Origin of the sequence: Pedobacter sp. (genome assembly GCF_041645105.1) — a bacterium.
In the GTDB taxonomy this organism is placed as follows: Bacteria; Bacteroidota; Bacteroidia; order Sphingobacteriales; family Sphingobacteriaceae; genus Pedobacter.
The window spans coordinates 598,124-617,957 of record NZ_JBAZQQ010000002.1 but is presented as its reverse complement, the minus strand read 5'-3'; the positions used below and the strand labels follow the sequence as shown (position 1 = coordinate 617,957).

Annotated in this window: 22 protein-coding genes; 8 read left to right on the top strand and 14 right to left on the bottom strand. The window is 35.7% G+C overall.

What is annotated here, in order from left to right; translation table 11 throughout:
* Positions 1 to 3: 3 nt before the first annotated feature.
* The 9 genes from tsaB to mscL form a co-directional block, all read right to left on the bottom strand.
* Entirely contained in the window at positions 4 to 690 is a 687-nt protein-coding gene (gene tsaB / locus WC623_RS08900; protein ID WP_372850087.1) for a tRNA (adenosine(37)-N6)-threonylcarbamoyltransferase complex dimerization subunit type 1 TsaB, read from the bottom strand.
* Between the two features lie 28 nt (positions 691 to 718).
* Positions 719 to 949, bottom strand: a complete 231-nt coding sequence (yidD, locus tag WC623_RS08895) for a membrane protein insertion efficiency factor YidD (protein WP_372850085.1) — start codon at positions 947 to 949, stop codon at positions 719 to 721.
* Positions 936 to 1,349 (bottom strand): ribonuclease P protein component, encoded by a 414-nt coding sequence (locus WC623_RS08890; RefSeq protein ID WP_372850083.1) that lies wholly within the window; start codon positions 1,347 to 1,349, stop codon positions 936 to 938. Before WC623_RS08890 ends, yidD begins: the two co-directional genes overlap by 14 nt.
* 65 nt (positions 1,350 to 1,414) lie before the next feature.
* A complete protein-coding gene (gene rpmH, locus WC623_RS08885; RefSeq protein ID WP_316815381.1) occupies positions 1,415 to 1,573 on the bottom strand; it encodes a 50S ribosomal protein L34 in 159 nt (52 codons plus the stop codon).
* A 113-nt stretch (positions 1,574 to 1,686) separates the two neighbouring features.
* Complete coding sequence (locus WC623_RS08880; protein WP_372850081.1) at positions 1,687 to 2,424, bottom strand: LytR/AlgR family response regulator transcription factor; 738 nt, start codon at positions 2,422 to 2,424, stop codon at positions 1,687 to 1,689.
* Positions 2,402 to 3,463 carry a sensor histidine kinase gene (locus WC623_RS08875; protein WP_372850079.1) on the bottom strand — a complete coding sequence of 354 codons (1,062 nt, stop codon included), beginning with the start codon at positions 3,461 to 3,463 and terminating at the stop codon, positions 2,402 to 2,404. Before WC623_RS08875 ends, WC623_RS08880 begins: the two co-directional genes overlap by 23 nt.
* Complete coding sequence (locus WC623_RS08870; protein ID WP_372850077.1) at positions 3,460 to 3,825, bottom strand: DUF4288 domain-containing protein; 366 nt, start codon at positions 3,823 to 3,825, stop codon at positions 3,460 to 3,462. Before WC623_RS08870 ends, WC623_RS08875 begins: the two co-directional genes overlap by 4 nt.
* An 11-nt stretch (positions 3,826 to 3,836) precedes the next feature.
* Entirely contained in the window at positions 3,837 to 4,634 is a 798-nt protein-coding gene (locus WC623_RS08865; protein WP_372850075.1) for a LiaI-LiaF-like domain-containing protein, read from the bottom strand.
* A 201-nt stretch (positions 4,635 to 4,835) separates the two neighbouring features.
* Positions 4,836 to 5,267: a large conductance mechanosensitive channel protein MscL gene (gene mscL, locus WC623_RS08860; RefSeq protein WP_372850073.1), complete on the bottom strand. Its 432-nt coding sequence runs from the start codon at positions 5,265 to 5,267 to the stop codon at positions 4,836 to 4,838.
* A gap of 779 nt (positions 5,268 to 6,046) precedes the next feature.
* Between mscL and WC623_RS08855 the strand changes: the two genes are divergently transcribed.
* From WC623_RS08855 to rpoN, 3 genes are all read left to right on the top strand, one after another.
* The gene (locus WC623_RS08855) at positions 6,047 to 6,688 is read left to right on the top strand and encodes a DUF6266 family protein (RefSeq protein WP_372850071.1); all 642 of its coding nucleotides are present in this window, start codon (positions 6,047 to 6,049) and stop codon (positions 6,686 to 6,688) included.
* Positions 6,689 to 6,709: 21 nt separating this feature from the next.
* Complete coding sequence (locus WC623_RS08850) at positions 6,710 to 7,345, top strand: DUF6266 family protein (protein ID WP_372850069.1); 636 nt, start codon at positions 6,710 to 6,712, stop codon at positions 7,343 to 7,345.
* Between the two features lie 64 nt (positions 7,346 to 7,409).
* Entirely contained in the window at positions 7,410 to 8,882 is a 1,473-nt protein-coding gene (gene rpoN, locus WC623_RS08845) for an RNA polymerase factor sigma-54 (RefSeq protein ID WP_372850067.1), read from the top strand.
* Between the two features lie 198 nt (positions 8,883 to 9,080).
* Here rpoN and WC623_RS08840 read toward each other — a convergent pair whose 3' ends face one another.
* The gene (locus WC623_RS08840) at positions 9,081 to 9,536 is read right to left on the bottom strand and encodes a response regulator (RefSeq protein ID WP_372850065.1); all 456 of its coding nucleotides are present in this window, start codon (positions 9,534 to 9,536) and stop codon (positions 9,081 to 9,083) included.
* Positions 9,537 to 9,654: 118 nt separating this feature from the next.
* Between WC623_RS08840 and WC623_RS08835 the strand changes: the two genes are divergently transcribed.
* The 5 genes from WC623_RS08835 to WC623_RS08815 are packed head-to-tail and all read left to right on the top strand — an operon-like array spanning position 9,655 to position 16,320.
* The gene (locus WC623_RS08835; RefSeq protein ID WP_372850063.1) at positions 9,655 to 11,970 is read left to right on the top strand and encodes an Rv1355c family protein; all 2,316 of its coding nucleotides are present in this window, start codon (positions 9,655 to 9,657) and stop codon (positions 11,968 to 11,970) included.
* The gene (locus WC623_RS08830) at positions 11,957 to 12,673 is read left to right on the top strand and encodes a hypothetical protein (protein WP_372850061.1); all 717 of its coding nucleotides are present in this window, start codon (positions 11,957 to 11,959) and stop codon (positions 12,671 to 12,673) included. The genes WC623_RS08835 and WC623_RS08830 overlap by 14 nt, the downstream gene beginning before the upstream one ends.
* Complete coding sequence (locus WC623_RS08825) at positions 12,670 to 14,829, top strand: 7TM diverse intracellular signaling domain-containing protein (protein WP_372850059.1); 2,160 nt, start codon at positions 12,670 to 12,672, stop codon at positions 14,827 to 14,829. The genes WC623_RS08830 and WC623_RS08825 overlap by 4 nt, the downstream gene beginning before the upstream one ends.
* Before the next feature lie 14 nt (positions 14,830 to 14,843).
* Entirely contained in the window at positions 14,844 to 15,920 is a 1,077-nt protein-coding gene (locus WC623_RS08820) for a hybrid sensor histidine kinase/response regulator (protein WP_372850057.1), read from the top strand.
* Entirely contained in the window at positions 15,910 to 16,320 is a 411-nt protein-coding gene (locus WC623_RS08815; RefSeq protein ID WP_372850055.1) for a two-component system response regulator, read from the top strand. Before WC623_RS08820 ends, WC623_RS08815 begins: the two co-directional genes overlap by 11 nt.
* 64 nt (positions 16,321 to 16,384) lie before the next feature.
* Here WC623_RS08815 and WC623_RS08810 read toward each other — a convergent pair whose 3' ends face one another.
* The 4 genes from WC623_RS08810 to WC623_RS08795 form a co-directional block, all read right to left on the bottom strand.
* A complete protein-coding gene (locus WC623_RS08810; RefSeq protein WP_372850053.1) occupies positions 16,385 to 17,893 on the bottom strand; it encodes a catalase in 1,509 nt (502 codons plus the stop codon).
* Between the two features lie 107 nt (positions 17,894 to 18,000).
* Positions 18,001 to 18,636 (bottom strand): HAD family hydrolase, encoded by a 636-nt coding sequence (locus WC623_RS08805; protein WP_372850051.1) that lies wholly within the window; start codon positions 18,634 to 18,636, stop codon positions 18,001 to 18,003.
* Between the two features lie 25 nt (positions 18,637 to 18,661).
* Positions 18,662 to 19,207, bottom strand: coding sequence for a hypothetical protein (locus WC623_RS08800; RefSeq protein ID WP_372850049.1), 546 nt, complete (start codon positions 19,205 to 19,207; stop codon positions 18,662 to 18,664).
* Between the two features lie 54 nt (positions 19,208 to 19,261).
* The gene (locus WC623_RS08795; RefSeq protein WP_372850047.1) at positions 19,262 to 19,744 is read right to left on the bottom strand and encodes a nuclear transport factor 2 family protein; all 483 of its coding nucleotides are present in this window, start codon (positions 19,742 to 19,744) and stop codon (positions 19,262 to 19,264) included.
* Positions 19,745 to 19,834 lie beyond the last annotated feature (90 nt).

Here is a 19,834-nt window from a genome sequence, read left to right as displayed (position 1 = left end):
ATTTCAGACTTTCTTTTTCGGTGTAGTCAACACAAAATCTTTCAGATAAAATGGTTCAAAATAAGCTACATCCTCAAATTCTGCATTTTTATAGGCCTTTAAAGCCAACTTACTCATGTTTGCTGCCGAATTAAAATTCTGTTCAGAAAATGATGCATTAGCATGTTGGATAACCGCAGCACATTTCAGCGCACCGTCACCAATAAAAGTAATACAACTAGCATTCAGTTCATCTGCAAAGCTATGCTCATCGATAATCTTTGCTTCTGTATTACCAATATAATCCAATTGCGTATCAAACAAAGCAGTAAACACCTCCATCCTACGTGCATCTATCATTGCACAGATTAATCCTGTATAATCTTCCTGAGTAGCCAAAAAACCGGCAGACATCATTTGTAAGGTGTCAATACCAATCAATGGAAGGTCTAATGCAAAACACAATCCTTTAGCGGTAGACACTCCGATACGCAAACCAGTGTACGAACCAGGGCCTTTACTTACAGCAACAGCATCCAGATCAGAAAACCTCAAACCTGCAGTATCCATTACATCCTGAATAAACAGTGTTAAGCTGCCCGCATGGATATTGCTGGCCATTTGTTCTTTCAAAGCAACAGTTTCTCCGTTTATAGATATTGCTGCAGAACAAACTTGGGTAGCAGTTTCAAGCTGAAGTATGGTAGCCATTGTATTAAATCTAAAATAAAAGAATAAATTAAGGAACCGGGTCATGACCATGATCTCCCCATGGATGACAACGGCCAATGCGTTTCAAAGTTAACCAACCGCCTTTAAACGGTCCGTGTTTTTTTATAGCTTCAATTCCGTATTGTGAACAAGTAGGTGTAAATCTGCAATTGGCCCCCAATAATGGCGATACAAGCCACTGATATAGCTTAATCAACAAAAGAAAGAACCAACCGATAATTTGTTTAATTGCCTCCATTTACTTTCTTTGCTTCATTAGCTTCAATAATAGAAGTCAATTTTCTCAGTGCATCGATCAACTTCTTCTCCATAAAAGAGTAGTCATAAATCTTTTTACCAACAAACTGTAAGGAAAGCAAAAGTAGTTCAGGACCTCCAGGTAACTTTATATATAATTCCTGTTCTTTGTGTAAACGGTAAGCCTCGCGAATGCGGCGCTTGATCAGATTTCTATCTACCGCACGTTTGTATCTTCTCTTCGAAACATTAATTACAGCCTGTGTAGGAAAAGTATTTTCAGCAGGCACAAATATATAAGATACGCGATACGGATATAACAAAAAAGAAGAACCGTCAACAAATAACAGATCTAAATATCGTCTGTTACATAACCGTTCTTCTTTCTTAAATGTTTTCATCCTTTTGATTGCAATTTTGCAGAAAATACTGATCTGCTAACACTTACTGTGCTGCAATCAACGAATTATGATTTGTGGCGGCCTTCGCTTGAAACCGTTAATCTTTTTCTTCCTTTTGCGCGACGTGAAGCTAATACTCTTCTACCGTTTGCTGTAGCCATTCTTTCGCGGAAGCCGTGTTTGTTTCTTCTCTTTCTTTGCGAAGGTTGGAATGTTCTTTTCATAACTGTATTATATCTTGACTATTTATTTTTAAATAAGAGGTGCAAATATAGTTCGATTTTTATTTAATTGCAAATACATTTTAGTTATACTTCTCAATTTCTTAAAAACCAGTCTACATTCCCAATGCTGCTTTCAGCTTTATATATCCAGTTTTGCTGACCGGCAGCCAAATATCAGACTTTAAAAGCACAATGTAACTATCCTTTTCTTTTAATTCAATACGGCTAACCTGAGCCAGGTTTATAATATAGGAACGGTGTATTCTGATAAACTGATTACTTTCAAGCGTACGTTCAAAAAAACTCATCGTTTTATTTTTATGAAAAACTCCTTCAGCCGTACTCAGCTTTACATAATCATCATCTGCTTCAAGGTAATGAATATCAGATACCGCTATAATCTTAATGACACCATTCTTCTTCAGCACCACCCTATTGCTTTGCGCCGGACTTAAAGCTGCCACATCCAGCAGTTCCTGCTCAACAGCCGCCACATTACTCAATCTGGCGGGTAAACGCTGCATAGCTTGCTCAAATCTCTTCTGTTCAATCGGCTTAAGAAGGTAATCTACCGCGTTTACCTCAAATGCTTTAATCGCATACTCATCAAAAGCTGTAGTAAATATTACTGCAGGGTGCTTATCTACCAATTCTAACATTTCAAAACCACTGATTTTAGGCATTTGTATATCCAGAAATATAAGATCTGGCTGATGTGTCGCAATAGCCTTTATCCCTTCAAAACCATCACTACATTCTGCAACTACCTCAACATCAGGAAAACCCATTAGGTAGTGTTTTACTACATCCCGGGCTAAAGGCTCATCGTCAATTAATATTGTTCTTATCATGTTGTTGAGGTATTTTAAGCGTGGTTTCAAACATATTTTCATTGATTACTTTCGTTTGCAGCAAACGCTCATCAGCAAACAAAAGATATAAACGCCTGCGAATAGCCGTTAAACCAAAGCCGGTTCCTTCACTGGCTTTCATTTCAGGATCAAAGGGATTTCGCACCACAACGATCAAATGACTATGCTCCAATTTTACAAATATTGATATAGTTATAGCAGCTGATGTATTATACAAACCGAACTTTATAGCATTTTCTACTATAGGCTGTAAAAATGTTCCTGGCAGACATAAATTTAAGGTTTCTTCTGCTATTTCCACTTCTATGTTTAATCTATGGCTAAATCGTACTTTTTCAATATCCAGATAAAGCTGAATGTACTCCATCTCTTCAGCTACACTTACCCAAACCTCATCATCTCTTTTTAATGTCCCTCTTAAAAAAGCAGCCAGGCGAGTAATCATTATTCCAGCCTCTTTAGGATTCACAATAGTCAGTGCATAAACAGAATTTAAACTGTTAAACAAAAAATGTGGTTGCAACTGGTGACGTAGCTTATTCAGTTCAGCTTCTTTAGATAGATTTTGAGCATCGAGTAACCGTTCCTGTGTCTCAGATTGCTCTTCCAGTCTGTACCATAAAATATTAGCCAGTGCACACCAGGCAAGGAATACAAATAAGATCAGAAAGCGCACCATAACAGAAAAGTTAACAAAACTGATATATGTTTTTTCTTCACTAAACAAAAAAACCAGCAGAAACTTACTTACCAAAGTAATCACAAGGGCCTTAAAAAAGGTAAGTGCCAATACAAAAACAATAGTTTCATTTTTCGGCTGATAAAAGCCCAGCATATTACTCAGAATAACACAAGCAAGCGCGAGTAAACCATTTGTAATGAGACTATCAGCAACCGATATGGTTAAACTGAAATTTAGAGTAGAATAAAAAATGCATATAAATACCAATACCCATCCAAGAAAAATCAGAGAAGCTATCTTTTTAATTCTGGGAACAGATAAAGGTCTGGTTGTCAAAACAATTTAATTGAGGGTGTAGAATATGGTAAAAGTTTTTGCAAATAATTTTTACGTTGATTAACATGATCCAGGAAAGCATTTACGTCCTTCGGCTCATACAAAGTCGAAGCTACTTCTGCACCATCTGCCGGCGATTCGATTTCATAAAGATCGGCAATACAAATAAAATTCCAACTTACCATTTCTCCATTGTGATTTCTAAAAGGTTGATGAAATTCATCTGCCTGCTTCTCTGCCCTTGTCAGTGCTTCTTCAGAGCTTTCTGCGATTGTTAATCTTAGTTGTTCATCAAATTGAGAGGCGTGATTTCCTTTACCGGTAATTATCTGATAAACGTACCTTACTATAAACCATTTCATTGTTTTTTGTTTTAAAAGTTTCTAATATCAACCCCTCCAAACATAGCTACCCCTTCAATTATCAATATCTTGCGAGGCTCCACAGCGGGCACTCCTAAAGTTCTGCGGTCGTCAAGACCACCAAAAATTGCTGTCACCTCCGATCTCACTTCCCATCCTGGTGGAACAACAATTTTCACACCTCCAAAAACTGCTACAACATCCATCCTAATCACGCCCTCAAAATCAGCCTGTGTTAAATTGATATCAGAGCCCCCAAAAACAGCGACTACTTCTCCACCTTTAAAATTCTTTGAATAAACCTGTCTATGATTACCTCCAAAAACACTTACTGATTCTACTATATCATTTTTGTCTATGCCAGCATATTTATCATTTCCCATTGGATTATCTACATCATCACCCGGAATATTTAAATCACCCATAGTTTCATATTTTCTCCTCATCCTGTTCTTCCACCTGGCCTTACATCTTTTACCACGATCTATATCTGACTTCTTAGGTTTCAATAACAAGATCAAGCCAAGAAGAATAAATATTAAAGGGAAGTAATACTTTGAGATATCGAAGTCAACAATCTCCCGAACTGTAAAGAAGACCCCGATCAAAACCATAATTATCCATCCTCCTCCATTAAAATTGCGCTTATAACCAATCAGCAATCCAATGATGATGAGCAAAGTATGCCAGCTAAATATCCAATCCGGAACGTAGTACCCAAAATTCCTTAATAGAAAAACCAGTCCGACTCCAATAATGATCAACCCTCCGTATATCCTGCTCGAATTATTATTTCTTTCCTCTTCCATTTGTTATATAAATTGAATGTTTTTTTATATTTATGATGTACTCAAAATTAGGTTTCTTTACACAACTAGAAACAAGCATTGTTTATATAGTCAGTAATCATCGGTAAACAGCATCATTATATCGGTAAAATATTCCAATGAAAATAAAAAACCCGAACAGCTAAAAAAACTATTCGGGTATGCAGTAAGATTATATAGAATCTATTTTGTTTTAAGCAGATCTCTGATCTCAGTAAGCAAAGTCTCCTCTTTTGTTGGCGCTGGTGGCGCAACAGGTTCAGCTTCTTGCTTACGTTTCATCGCATTGATCCCTTTAACTAACATAAAAACAGCAAGTGCTAATAAAAGGAAGTTTATGGCAACAGTAATAAAGTTACCGTATGCAAAAATAACAGTATCAGGTATTTTACGCGCTTCCTCTAATGCAAGATTAGACCCTACCTCACCTTTCAGTACAACATATAGATTACTAAAATCTACAGATCCTATAACAGCCGAGATTAAAGGCATAATTAAATCCTTAACTACACTGTCTATAATTTTACCGAATGCTCCACCGATGATGACACCGACTGCAAGATCCATTACACTGCCTTTAACAGCAAACTCTTTAAATTCTTTTACAAATCCCATATTAGTTGTTTCTTTTATTCTACTCTAATTTATAAAAATCGTACCAAATCAAAGAATTTATATCAGGGGAATATATTTTATTTCCCCTCCGCCTTTGCTTTCAATGAGTTATACTCTAGAATTAAAGAACGTACGAAGTCAAAATTGAATTTATCAACCTTTTTATACCGTTCAGTCACATGCGCATTATCAGCTGCTAAGTTTAAAAAATTATCCTTTCTATCTTTTCTACTACCCCATATTCCATTTGATTTAATATCGACTAAAACACCCTCATCTTTCTGTGCATACCATCTTTCTGTGTAGAACCATCAACAAAAACCCTCCTGCTCCGCCAATGACTGATCATTCCTCCTACTGGAAAGTTCAAAAAAATCAACATCAGCGGTAAAAACAGAACCATTCATATCCAACTTTAGTCATAAAAGAAACCATCAATAAAAAATAAGTAAATCAACAGTGATTTTATTGCTTAATGATCAAAAGTCAAAGTACAAGATAAGATTACAATAATAACTATATAACTACCTATTAAACACAGTATGACTTCTAGGTTGCGCTACCCTTGCACTACCCTTAAAGTACCCTTGCGCTACCGTTGAAATACCCCTAAGGTAGCTCAACCCTATGTCAAGGGTAGCTCAAGGGTAGCGCAACCCTGTATTTAGATAGTGATCATACTGTCATCATACAGTCATCATTACAAAACGCTATTGATTTTCAGCCATTTACAGCTTATCTTAAAGATTTAATATTAACCTCTAATCCTTTAAATTGTTATGGCAATCGCAAATGACGGTCCTGGTGGCTTCCACAGAGGAAGATTAGGCAATGTACTTTACTACACATTAAACGGAAAAAACGTATCTCGAACCATAGGTGTATACAAAGATCGGGACACAGAAAAGCAACGTGATGCAAGATTAAGAACAAAGTTATGCAGCAACTTTTTTCAGCATATACACGATTTCATAAACGTCGGCTATAGTGTGGAAAGCCCCAATGCAGCGTATAATCCATTTAATTTAGCGGTAACAGCCAACAAACCGAATATGTTTAGCGGCTCTTACCCAAATCTGCAGATAGAATACGACTTACTGATATTAAGTAAAGGGAATTTAACACCAGCACAAAATCCACAAGTAGTGGAAACCGGAACAGGATTAGAATTCACCTGGGATACCGATAAAAAAATGGCATTTCCAATGGCAACGGATCAAGTCATGGTTCTCGCCTATTTCCCAAAAAAGAAGAAAGCTTTTTATACACTTTTTGGCACTGATCGTTTATCAGGTAAAGCATCCTTGCAAATTCCTGCCAGCTTAAGAGGACAATATATGGAAACTTATATATCCTTCTCATCGGCCGACAGAACCTCTATTGCCGACAGTACCTATACCGGAAGTTTTAACAAGTCGTAATTAATTTAAACTATAGTAATCATGGGAGTCATAAAATCAGGCATCATTGGGCCAATACGTAAAAAAGTTGGGCCATCAGTAAATCGTGTACATCGCAAAACAAACGTAGTTACTGCCACATATAGAACCAGCAACAAACCGCCAACGGCAAAACAATTGAATGAACAAGCTAAATTCAGCCTGTTAAACAGCTTTTTAAGCAATATAGAAGAATTGGTAAAACCCGGTTTCAAGAAATATGCTAATTCGAAAACCGAAATAAATGCAGCCTATAAGTTTAACTTCCCACATGCATTTCTAGTTACAGAAGACCAGATTTCATTGAATCTACCAGAAATCATGTACAGCAGAGGCCGTATCGCTACACCAGATGATACTGAATTAATCCTTACCAACAACCTCATTCAATTTAATTGGGCACAGCAATCACAAAATCCAAGTTGTCAATTTTCAGATCGTGCCTCTTTTCTGCTTTATAACCAAGAAAAAGAACAAAGCCTTCAGTTTATCGATGTTGCTGACCGATATGATAGAGAGTATAATGTAAAAATACCGATAGATTTCAAGGGAGATACCCTGCATTGCTACATGAGTTTTGCATCAGCCGATGGAAAACTTGCCGGAGACAGTGTTTATATTGGAATTATCATCCCGTAATTATTTTTATCTGCACTAAATGTGTATTTTTGAAACGGGTACATAAATACATCATCACCTTTTTATGCTAAAACAACATTTACAACAAAAATTACTTCAAAAATTATCACCTCAACAGATTCAGTTTATAAAGCTGTTACAGGTACCAACAGTTGCTTTAGATACCCGCATAAAAGAAGAACTGGAAGAAAATCCGGCACTAGAGGATCCTAGCTTAATGATTGCTGAAGAACCTAAAAGTGAGTATGATGACCTCAATGATACGCCTGAAGATTTTGACGCTGGTGCAAAGGAAGAAAATACTGACGAATTTAATGTAGATGATTATTTACAAGATGATGATGTAAATGATTACAGCACCTCGTACAACAATAACGATGACGATGAGGAAAAAAAGGAAACACCAATAGCTATTGAAAGTACCTTTTTTGAAAGTTTACAGGAGCAACTTGACCTTGTACCTTTATCTGATCAGGATTTTATTATCGGAAAACAGATTATTGGAAGCTTGGATGACGATGGTTATTTAAGAAGACCAATCACTTCAATGATCGATGACCTTGCTTTTTCTCAGAATGTAATGGTTGAGGAAGAAGATGTTCTGGAAATGCTTAAAGTAATTCAGAATTTTGATCCCCCAGGTATTGCTGCCAGAGACTTACAGGAATGTCTTACTTTACAATTAAAACGTAAAGACCCTAATAACCCGATTATTCAGAAAGCGATTTTAATCGTAGAAAATTATTTAGATGAATTTACCAGAAAGCATTATGACAAACTGGAAAAATCTCTAAATCTAAACAGTGAGGACTTAAAGGAAATTATTGCAGAAATATTAAGGCTAAATCCAAAACCGGGAGATTCTAATCAGGTAACAACAAAACAACTGCAAATTATCCCTGATTTTCATGTCTCTAATAATGACGGGGTACTGATCCTTACTCTGAACTCTAAAAATGCTCCTGAGCTACGCGTTAGCCGGTCGTACATTGATATGTTTGATCATTACGATAAAGCAGCTCAGAAAGATAAAAAGTTAAAAGAAGCGGTACAGTTTGTTAAACAAAAACTGGATTCAGCTAAATGGTTTATCGATGCCATTAAACAAAGACAACAAACTTTGTTAAAAACAATGAATGCAATTATGCAATATCAGTATGAGTATTTACTTACTGGTGATGAGCGTAAAATGCGTCCGATGATTTTGAAAGATATTGCCGATAAAATTGATATGGATATTTCAACTGTATCAAGGGTAGCGAACTCAAAATATGTACAAACTGAGTTTGGTACTTTCTTATTAAAATCATTTTTCTCTGAGGCCATTCAAACAGAAAGCGGTGAAGAAGTATCTAATAAGGAGGTAAAGAAAATTCTGGAAGACTGTATTGGCAATGAGGATAAACGCAAGCCTTTGGCAGATGAAAAACTAACTGAAATTCTGAAAGACAGAGGTTACAACATCGCCAGAAGAACAGTTGCTAAATACAGGGAACAAATGAATATTCCTGTTGCCCGTTTAAGAAAAGAACTTTAATTGCTTTTAACACATCCTGGAGTTAATGATATAGTCTTTCGAGCTACAATAACATCAGATGTGAAGGCTCATATGAGCATCAGCAGGATCAATAGCAATGGATTTCGATGGTGTTTGCTGTAATTGTAAATGGTGAACCGGAATACTCAGTCCACCTATTTTTACATCTGTTGTCGTCTTAATTATCCTTTAGGATAATTAAGATAAAAGATTTTGCCTTAATAAAAACTCAAGTTGCTGATTTGCTGTTAATAATTTAGCAGTCAGATCGCGATTTTCCTTTCTAAGCATATAAATTTCATACGCTTTTTCAATATTAATCTTCAAATCAGCTTCCATCCAGGGCTTTTGGATATATCTATATACCTGTCCTTTGTTAATCGCATCAATTACAGCATCTATATCAGTATACCCCGTAAGAATCATTCTGATCGGATCTGGGTGCTTCTCTAAAATAGACGCTAAAAATTCTACACCCGTAGTTTTAGGCATCCTTTGGTCGGTGATAATTACGTGAATTTCTTCATTATCTAAAACAACCCTGCCTTCGTCGGCAGACTCAGCAGTAAAAACATTATACAACCTTCTATAAGTCGCTTTAAAAGCACTTAAATTATGAGGTTCGTCATCAACATACAGGATATTTACATTCATTTTGTCTGGAAATAAAAGTTAAAAATACTTTTTTATTATTACTCTTAAAAGCCTATTTTTAGTTCATTCAATATTTTACTTATTTTTTTTATTTTAATAGTATAGATTTATTAAAAAAATGCAGTCTAAAGCGTATTCCAATTTGAATTTTGAACCCCTAATTAACACCACAAAGCAATTAAATAAACTCTATAGGCCTGTATTATTTAATACCAAAAACAATACCGAAAAGTTAAATCTTGAAAATCTTTTAATTGAAAAGCCCTATTTACAAGTATTTGATAGTATTGAATCTCAAATAGAAGAATTAATCAAGTGTTTAAAACCAGGTATTCCGCCATCTGAAATAAAAAAAGTTGCTGAAGCTCACCGTGGTTCAACTGCCTTTGAGGACTATGGAGTATGGGTATACTATCCCTGGTCAGAAAAATTAGTTCACCTCCTTGATGAAGAAGAATTTATTATTGTTCGTACAAACAGAAATAAGCATAAAATTACCGATGAGGAACAAAAAATCCTTTCACAGAAAAAAATTGGTGTAATAGGCCTATCTGTTGGACAATCAGTTTCTTTAACCCTGGCCATTGAACGTGGTTTCGGAGAATTGCGTATTGCTGATTTTGATGAACTGGATTTATCTAATCTGAATCGTATACGTACTGGTATACACAATATAACACTGCAAAAAACAGTAATCGTTGCCCGTGAAATTGCTGAATTGGATCCATTTTTAAAAGTAGTTTGTTTTCACGATGGTATAACAGATGATAACATTGATGATTTCTTAACAAAAGATGGCGTACTCGATTTATTAATTGATGAGTGTGATAGCTTCGATATTAAAATAGGTGCAAGAGAAAAAGCCAAGGCTTTAGGTATACCTGTTTTAATGGAAGGCAGCGACAGATGTACCATTGATATTGAAAGGTTTGACCTTGAACCTGATCGTCCGGTTTTACATGGATTTGTAGAGCATATAGATATGAGCGTTTTTAAATCATTAAAAACACTGGATGAAAAAGTCCCCTATATTGCTCCTGTGACTGGAATTGAAACCCTTTCGCCAAGAATGAAAGCATCTGCGGTAGAAATTATGAGTACCATATCTACCTGGCCACAACTGGCTAGTGCTGTTACTTATGGTGGTGGTATTACAGCAGACCTTTCCAGGAAAATACTTCTTGGAAATTTAAAGCTCTCAGGAAGATTCTTTATCGATATTGACGAATTAATCACAGATCATCCAGTAGAAAAAGAAGTACCTGAAACAGCACGCGGTAAACAGTTAAGCATTGAAGAAATAGGTAGTTTTTTTTCAAAACACCAAATTGTTCCAGAGAAAACCGGGGAAACAATTTCTATTGAATTAATTGACAAATTAATATCAGCAGCAAGTAAAGCACCTTCGGGTGGGAACAATCAGCCATGGCATTGGCACTATAGTAATGGCACACTACATTTGTTTTTAAATAAGCATGTTGCTGGTGCTTATTTAGATCCTGATTATCTATCCTCTTACGCTTCTTTAGGTGCTGCTATAGAAAATTTATTACTGGAGGCATCTGTAAATGATCTAGAGGTAAACTGGAAATTTACCCCAGAGCTTTTCCCTGATCATATTGCTGTTTTTAATTTCAATGGCCAACACATAGCTACTGAACTGGAGAAAACACTTGCGGCACAGATTAACAACAGACATACCAATAGAAAATTCGGGATGTCTCAGGAAATTAGTCCAGAAGAAATGGAACACTTCAAAGCACTTATCGATTCTGACGAAATCGATCTGCATTGGATTACTAATACTGAAGATAAAACACAATTGGGTGATATATCCGGGCAGGCTGACCTGTTAAGGATGTTTATTCCCGCCGCTCATGAGGATTTTATAAAAAAAGAAATGCGATGGAACCAAGATCAGATCCTGGAGACAGAAGATGGTATTGGTATAAATACTCTTGATTTAAGCAATCAGGACCAAATTGGTCTGCGCTTAATGAAAGATGAAAGAGCAGTTGAATTTCTTAAGAAAATAAAAGGCGGAAACGCCTTTAAATACCTTGCCCTAAAGCAATTCCAATCATCCCCCGCTATTGGTCTGATTACTTTACCGCAACATAATCCTTTAAATTACTTAAAAGGAGGCATAGCAGTAGAGAAACTGTGGCTTGCTGCTACAGCATTAGGCTATCAAATTCACCCCGTAAATGTGCCTTTAATATTCTTTTATAAGAATAGTTTTGGACAATTAAATGATCTCCCTGAAGAAAGTAGAACACAAATTTTCAATTTACATCAAAAATTAAAACATTTGTTTAAAATAACTGATAATATTGCAGAAGTATTCATGTTTAGAATATTTAAAGCAGAATCATCACCACAACGTACAATTAGGAAACCTTTTAATAAAATTTTATCAATTGGAAGAGCATAAAACCCAAATCAATAAGCTTTATTTTAAAGCTTTTAGAGCCATAGACAATCGTGAGGGCTGCATGAAATTCATTGAAGGGCATACCCATGTATTGGAAATATTTGGCATTACTAAAATTACCTCTGCAAATATCGATTGGGTGCTTAACCCTGGAGTGTATGTCGTATTAGTTTCTGCAGAAGAAAATGGCAAAGCACTTGCCGGAAGCAGGGTACATATTGCAGATGGAATTATTCCACTCCCTGTTGAAACTGCCGTTGGTGATATGGACAACAGGATATATGATATGGTTGCTGAACGTGTAGCCAATGGAACCGGCGAGCTTTGTGGAGTTTGGAATTCCTGGGAAATCGCAGGTTTAGGAATAGGTAGCTGGGTACTTAGTCAGATTACTGTAGCTCTCTCCAGCTTGATCGGCTTACAATCTTTATTTGGTTTAACTGCTCCTGCAACTTATCGTAATGCCGTAAGAGGTGGCTTTAGGGTAGTTAAAGAAATTGGCATAAACGGCAAGTTCTATTACCCTAAAGAAGATTTAACTGCTACGGTTGTATTAAATGATGAGTTAGATACACTACCTACTGCTACGCAGGAATCACACGACTTTGTAATGGCCTTAAGAAAAGATCCAAAACAAACTGTTACACTGCCAAACAAAACAAATGACGGTTTTATCGATATGCATATTGACATTGTTATATGACAAAAGTTTTTTTAAAAAAACTGCTACTACTTTTCCTGTGCTTAAGCTACTCCTTTGTTTTAAAGGCTGCGCCCGAGCAGGAAAAAGATTCAATAGTTAATATTACTAAGCATTCTTTAGTTTTAACTGAATTTCCGGATAGTGCATCTATTCAATGGGTACTTCAGGCTAAAGATAAATTTAGGCCTTTAAATGCTCCCTTCGTCAATTTTGCAGAGGTCAGTAAACCTGTATGGTTAAAAGCAGCACCAATTAAACTTTCTTCTTTCTCTAATGCGAGCATTATGATAGATCAGGCCAGAATGAAAACTTCTGACATCTATTTTGTGAAAGATAGCTCAGTTATATATAAAATTGAAGGTAAACCTTATGCTACTATTGCCGATCTTGAATTTCCTGGGAATATAAAAAGTCATTTACTCCCAAGATCTATAGTTGCACAACAACCTGATATTTTCCTTAAACTCTATTCAGACGAGGTTGTGATTGCTCCAGTTTTTGTAGCTCCAAAGTATTCTTTTGATAATATTTTTGCCCAAAGAGATATTTTTTTCGGCATGTATACCGGAGTAATGATCATTATGTTTACTTATAACCTGTTCTTATTCTTTAGTGTTAAAGACAGCAGTTATTTAAACTATATATTCTGTATTTTCTTTACCTGGGCTACACAAACGGCACTACAAGGATATTTTACGAAATATTTCCTACTTAATGAAGGCTGGCTTAATAATATTTCCGTCTGTCTCTTTGCCAATCTGGGGCTCGTGGCATCTATTATGTTTACCCAGTCTTTTCTCAACACTAAAGTAAATGCCCCAAAAAACCATAAGATTATCAATATCTTATTGGCACTTTCTATTCTCAATACCGTTTTATTACTGGTTGGTTTTAAACAATTTTCGTTTATTGCCATGCAGATTTTAATCCTCGCTGGTTCAATTATCGGAACTTATACGGCTTATCAGTCTTTCTTTCATAAGAAATTTAAGCCTGCCGGATACTACCTGGCTTCCTGGTCATTCTTGTTTTTTGGTATGCTGATCTTTATTTTAAAAGATTATGAAATACTACCTTACAATACCTACACCATGTATGCTGTACAGTTTACATCGGTCATAGAAGTTATGCTCCTTTCCTTTGCACTTGCAGATAGAATCAATTTCTTTAAAAAGGAAAATGAACTTGCGCAGCAGCGTGCTCTGCTTATTTCAAAAGAAAATGAGCAATTGATATTGCAACAAAACATAGAGTTGGAGAAAAAGGTAAATGAACGGACTGAAGCCTTACAGGAAACCAACTCTAACCTAAATAACGCATTAAGTAACCTTAAAGCAGCACAATCACAGTTGGTAGATGCAGAAAAGATGGCTGCGCTCGGACAGTTAACCGCGGGTATTGCACATGAGATTAATAATCCGATCAATTTTGTCACCTCTAACATCAAGCCATTACAACTTGACATCGCTGATTTAAAGGAGATCATCAGTAAGTATGAAAATCTTGATTTCTCTGCACCGGATATTGAAGATCAGATAAGAGAAATAGAGGCTTTCAAGAAACAGATAGACCTGGAGTTTATTAATGATGAGATTGAGTCTCTATTAACGGGAATCACTGATGGGGCAAAAAGAACTGCAGAGATTATCAGAAGTTTAAGAAACTTCAGTCGTTTGGATGAAGATGACCTTAAGCCTGTTGATATTAATGAAGGTCTGCAATCGACAGTGGTACTGGTTAAAAACACAATGCCTGACAACCTCAAATTGGTCAAAAATTTTGGTAACCTACCTAAAGTAGAGTGTTTACCTGGAAAGATCAATCAGGTCTTTATGAACCTGATTTCTAACGCTATACAGGCCATCAAATCAAATGGAATGAACAGGGAGGAAGAACTCCTGACCATTACCACATATTATGAGAACGATAATGTTATCATCAGCATTAAAGATACGGGAAGTGGTATGACTGATGAGGTGAAACATAAGATATTTGAGCCATTTTTTACTACAAAAGAAGTTGGTGAAGGAACAGGTTTAGGTTTATCAATTGTTTTTAGTATTATTGAGAAACATAAAGGGCATATAGATGTTTTGTCCAAGTTAAACGAGGGTACAGAATTTATCATTACATTGCCTGTTAATACATTAAAATAAGCAAATCTCATAATATGGCCGCACCGAATGTAAGAGTTCTATATATCGATGATGAGGAAAATAACCTGCAGGCATTTAAGGCCAGTTTTAGACGGCAGTATGAGATTTATACAGCCATTTCTGCAGCTGAAGGTTTAAAGATACTTCAAAACGTATCAATACAGGTTATTCTCGCAGATCAGAAAATGCCAGGTACTACCGGTGTAGAATTTTTCAAAAGCATTACAGAGACATTTCCTGATCCAATTAGAATTTTGCTTACAGGTTATACCGATATTGAAGCACTTGCTGATGCAATTAATCATGGTGATATCTATCGTTATATTACAAAACCATGGAATGATCTGGAGCTTCATAATTCTATTAAAAATGCCTACGATGCTTATAGAGCTAAGATTGATCTTAGAAATAAAGTTGCAGAACTAGAAAAAACAAACGACGAATTAAACAGGTTTATTTATAGCATTTCTCATGAGCTCAGGGCTCCTCTGGTATCAACTATGGGGGTAATCAATCTGGTTAAGATGGAAGGTGCTTATGAAGCTAATAGTGAGTATTGGGGACTGATTGAAACCTGTTCAAACAGACTGGACTATTATATCCAAAAAACGCTTCAATATTACAGAAATAATAAAATGATTTCTGAAAACACATTGGTTGATTTTGAACAACTAATTCCAGGTTTAATTGAACTTTATTCATTTACTGATAAGGAAACAACTTTTACTGTTAACATTAACCAGAAGGCAGCTTTTTATGGTGATGCTTTCCGGATAGAAGTTATACTTGGCAATTTGATTTCTAATGCCATAAAATATCAAAAAGAGAACGAAACAAATAAAAAGGTAAATATAAATATTGAAGTGAGTAATGAATTCGCCGAGATCTCGATTGCAGATAACGGTATGGGAATCTTAAACGAACATTTAGAAAAAATATTTACTCAGTTCTTCAAAAGTAGTATTAACCACGGTAGTGGATTGGGCTTGTTTATCGTAAAAGAAGCTTTAAACAAAATTAATGGAAGAATAGCTGTAAGCTCTGACACGGATGGTACTACATTTAAAATTACAATTCCTAATGTTAAATAAGCCCACAACTGTTTTATTAATAGATGACAATGTTGTTGATTTAAAAATCAATTCAAAAATCATTCAATTATCTAATCTGTTTAATGAAATCATAACCTGTAAATCAGGTGAGGAGGCCTTGGCTTTTCTTAACAAAGGGCTCAACGATCAGAGCAAGTTACCAGATTTAATTTTACTGGATATACAAATGCCAGACATGGATGGCTTTGAATTCTTAGAACTCTACAAAAAGCTTCCTAAACGATTTACAGATGTTTGTTTAATATCAATGCTTTCTTCGACACTGGATTTTGGAGATATTCAAAGAGCAGAAGCAAATTTGTATGTAGCCAGATTGCTAAAGAAGCCTCTTTTAATTGCAGATTTAAAGGATCTGTTAAAAACGTTCTTTCTGCCATAAAAAAGAGGATATCATTCATTTGATACCCTCTCCTTTAAGCATATTACTATGCTTTTCAAGTTCGTTAACTATGTTGCTTAGACATTGCCTGATCTACGTCGACTCCTAAACCTTTGGCTATAGCCATTCCAAGGCCAATATCAGCTCTAAACCAATGGCAAAGCTGTAGATTGATGATTTTATCGCGTTTAGGCCCTGTAATACCACTCATAGCACCAACAATATTATTGATCATATTTCTTTTACCTTCCTCATCTAAAACTTTACGGAATAGATCACCAGGTTGTGTATAATGATCATCATCACCAGGCCCTGTATTTCTGTCGTACCAATCAGCCACGTTAGATTCAAGCTCCCATGCCGGCTCTTTATAGCTTTCATCAGGGACTACATCACCAAAGCTATTTGGATAATAATTTGGCCCCTCCTCTCCATTTCCGTCAACACGCATATGACCATCTCTATGATAGTTATTAGTCATAAAAGGACAGGTATTTACTGGTATCTGTTCAAAATTAACACCCAATCTGTATCGTTGCGCATCTGCATACGATAAGATTCTTCCCTGAAGCATTTTATCAGGAGAGTAACCAATGCCGTCAATCGTATTTGAAGGAGCAAAAGCCGACTGTTCAACATGTGCAAAATAGTTTCTTGGAATCTGGTTCAATTCTAAAACACCAACATCAATCAAAGGGAATTCAGCATGTGGCCAAACCTTAGTCAGGTCAAACGGATTCCATCTAAATGTTTTAGCCTGCTCTTCCGTCATCACCTGGATTTTTAAACTCCATTTAGGAAACTCACCACGATCAATGGCCTCTACCAAATCTCGTTGTGAATGATCCATATCTGTAGTACGCATAGCATCAGCCTCTGGTCCGGTAAAATTCCTTATCCCCTGCTGAGTCTTGAAATGAAATTTAACCCATACTCTTTGGTTATCTCTATCAATCATTGAATAAGTATGACTACTAAAGCCATCCATATGCCTATAAGAGAAAGGTGTTCCCCTATCCGTCATTAATATCGCTACCTGGTGTAAACTTTCAGGGTTTAATGACCAGAAGTCCCACATCATAGTCGGACTTTTTAAGTTTGTCCGTGGATCCCTTTTTTGTGTATGGATAAAATCACTGAATTTCTTAGGATCTTTAACGAAGAATACTGGCGTATTGTTACCTACCAGATCCCAGTTCCCATCTTCTGTATAAAACTTAACTGCAAATCCACGTGGATCTCTTTCAGAATCTGCACTTCCTTTCTCGCCGCCCACTGTAGAGAACCTCAAAAACACTTTGCATTCATTTCCTATTTTAGAAAAAATCTTTGCTTTAGTATATTTAGAGATATCATTTGTTACTTTAAAAGTTCCATAAGCACCAGTACCTTTAGCATGTACAACCCGCTCCGGAATTCGTTCACGATTAAAGTGGGCCATCTTTTCATGCAGAATAAAATCCTGCAATAATAAAGGCCCCCTATTACCTACAGACTGCGTATTTTCATGTTCAGCATAAGGTCTTCCCGATGCTGTTGTCAGCTTGCGTTTGTTTGTATTATTGTCTTCCATTGCATATTAATTTAAATGTTCATTTAAAGGAACTATCTAAATTTATGGATAATGCTATCGAAAAACAAACTGTAAATATCTATATAGATATAGAGAAAATCTATCAACTATAAGATATGATTATCAATTAATACCTGCTCCAATTCTCTTGGGTGTTTAGTCATAAGTAAGGTATTTAGTCCAGCCAATTTAGCACCTTCAATATGCTGCGGACTATCATCTATAAACAAAGTTTCGGCAGGATTCAACTTATTCTCATTAATCACTGATTCAAAAATCTCTACGTTAGGTTTACGTAGATACATTTGTTGTGAATAGTATGCTTTTTCAAAAAGGCTACTATTATCTTCTATGCCAAATTCTTTTTTCAGATAGTCAACAATGTAGTTATAATGGGTTTCATTATTATTACTGAGTAAGAAAGTGCGGTATTTTTGCTTAACCTTTAAAAGCACTTCATGAATTCCTGGAGGAACACCAATTAACAGACTATTCCATGCAGCATCAATTGCTTCATCTGTTAAGTTGTTGTCGCCAGCTGCTTCCCGTATCCCCTCTCTAAACTGTGCTGGAGAAATTGCTGCAGTTTCAAAATCATTAAAAAGGTTGTGGTGACTTTTATGTGCAAAAAACTCTGTACTATTTGTAATTCCTAATTGGCTTAAAGCTTCCTGCGTCTTTTTGAAATCTATTTCGAAGATTACGTTTCCATAATCAAATATGATGTTTTTAATGTTCTGCACTGTTTTATCTTTAAAAAAGTAATTGCTAAGGATTGTCTTCCAAATTTAGACAATGCAATTCATATTTTATTGCTGCATCCCAACAAATGATCTGCCCATTAAATGGCTTTTTAGCTTTACGACAAGGCACAATCAGCCATTCTTCAAAATCCTGCAGTGACAAGCCATCATTCTTAGCAATTTTCTCTATTAATTTGAGATCTATACAAATGCCATCTACTTTAATTTCTCCATTATCATCACAATCAAATGTCCAGATCTTTTTAATCTCAATAATTGGTTCAAGAATTAAAATTTCAGAAACATGTGGTTTATCCAGCCATATTCCCACAGAAAATTTATCTCCCACGCTCCAATTATAGCCTGAACGTATAGTATGTCCTTTTGATCCGCATTTCGTTCTAAATCCAGCAAGTAGTGTATGCCCCAGTTGTTTTTCGACATGAATAACATTACAATTAATATTTTGATTGCTAAGATTATTCAATATCTGCTCCACAAAATATGTAGGCTTTCCCCTACTAATGTGGTAGTCTGAAAATACCCTTGTAAAAGTAATAACCTTATCCATTTCTGGTTAATTCATAATGATTTTTATATAATTTGGCTTGATTTATAAACATTTTTAATGTCCGTAGCTAATAACTCTTGAAACCTTCCAGCCATCTGGCGTATGCTTCCAAACATGAACAAATTTGAAAGTTCCACAATTGATCAGAGAGTCATTCTCAAGACGACAAAACTTATGTAATCCAGTTTGGATAGCACCATAATCTTTGATTGGATATACTTCTACACTGCCAGGAATTAACACCCGCCTTGTATTACCGTAATTTTTAGCAACTCTTCTAAAATTATCAACAGTTTCCTTGTACCCTGCCAGGCCCCCAACATCATGAAAGAATTCAAGATCTTCAGTAAAGAAAGTTTTAAGTTTATCTATATTCCCAGCATTAGATGCATTAAATAGAAGACTATCCATTTGCATAATCGTTGCATACAATTCTTTAGAAACAGGTGTGTAATGTTTTGACTGCGAAAAAACCGATGTCCATAACAAACAGCTAAACAAAATTGAGACTATTTGAATCATTATTATCTTTATCATAATCTACATTTTCTCAATTAAAAACATATAAATATGGACATAAAAATCAACTTTTACAGCTAATTAAAAATCACTATAATAGTCCACTTG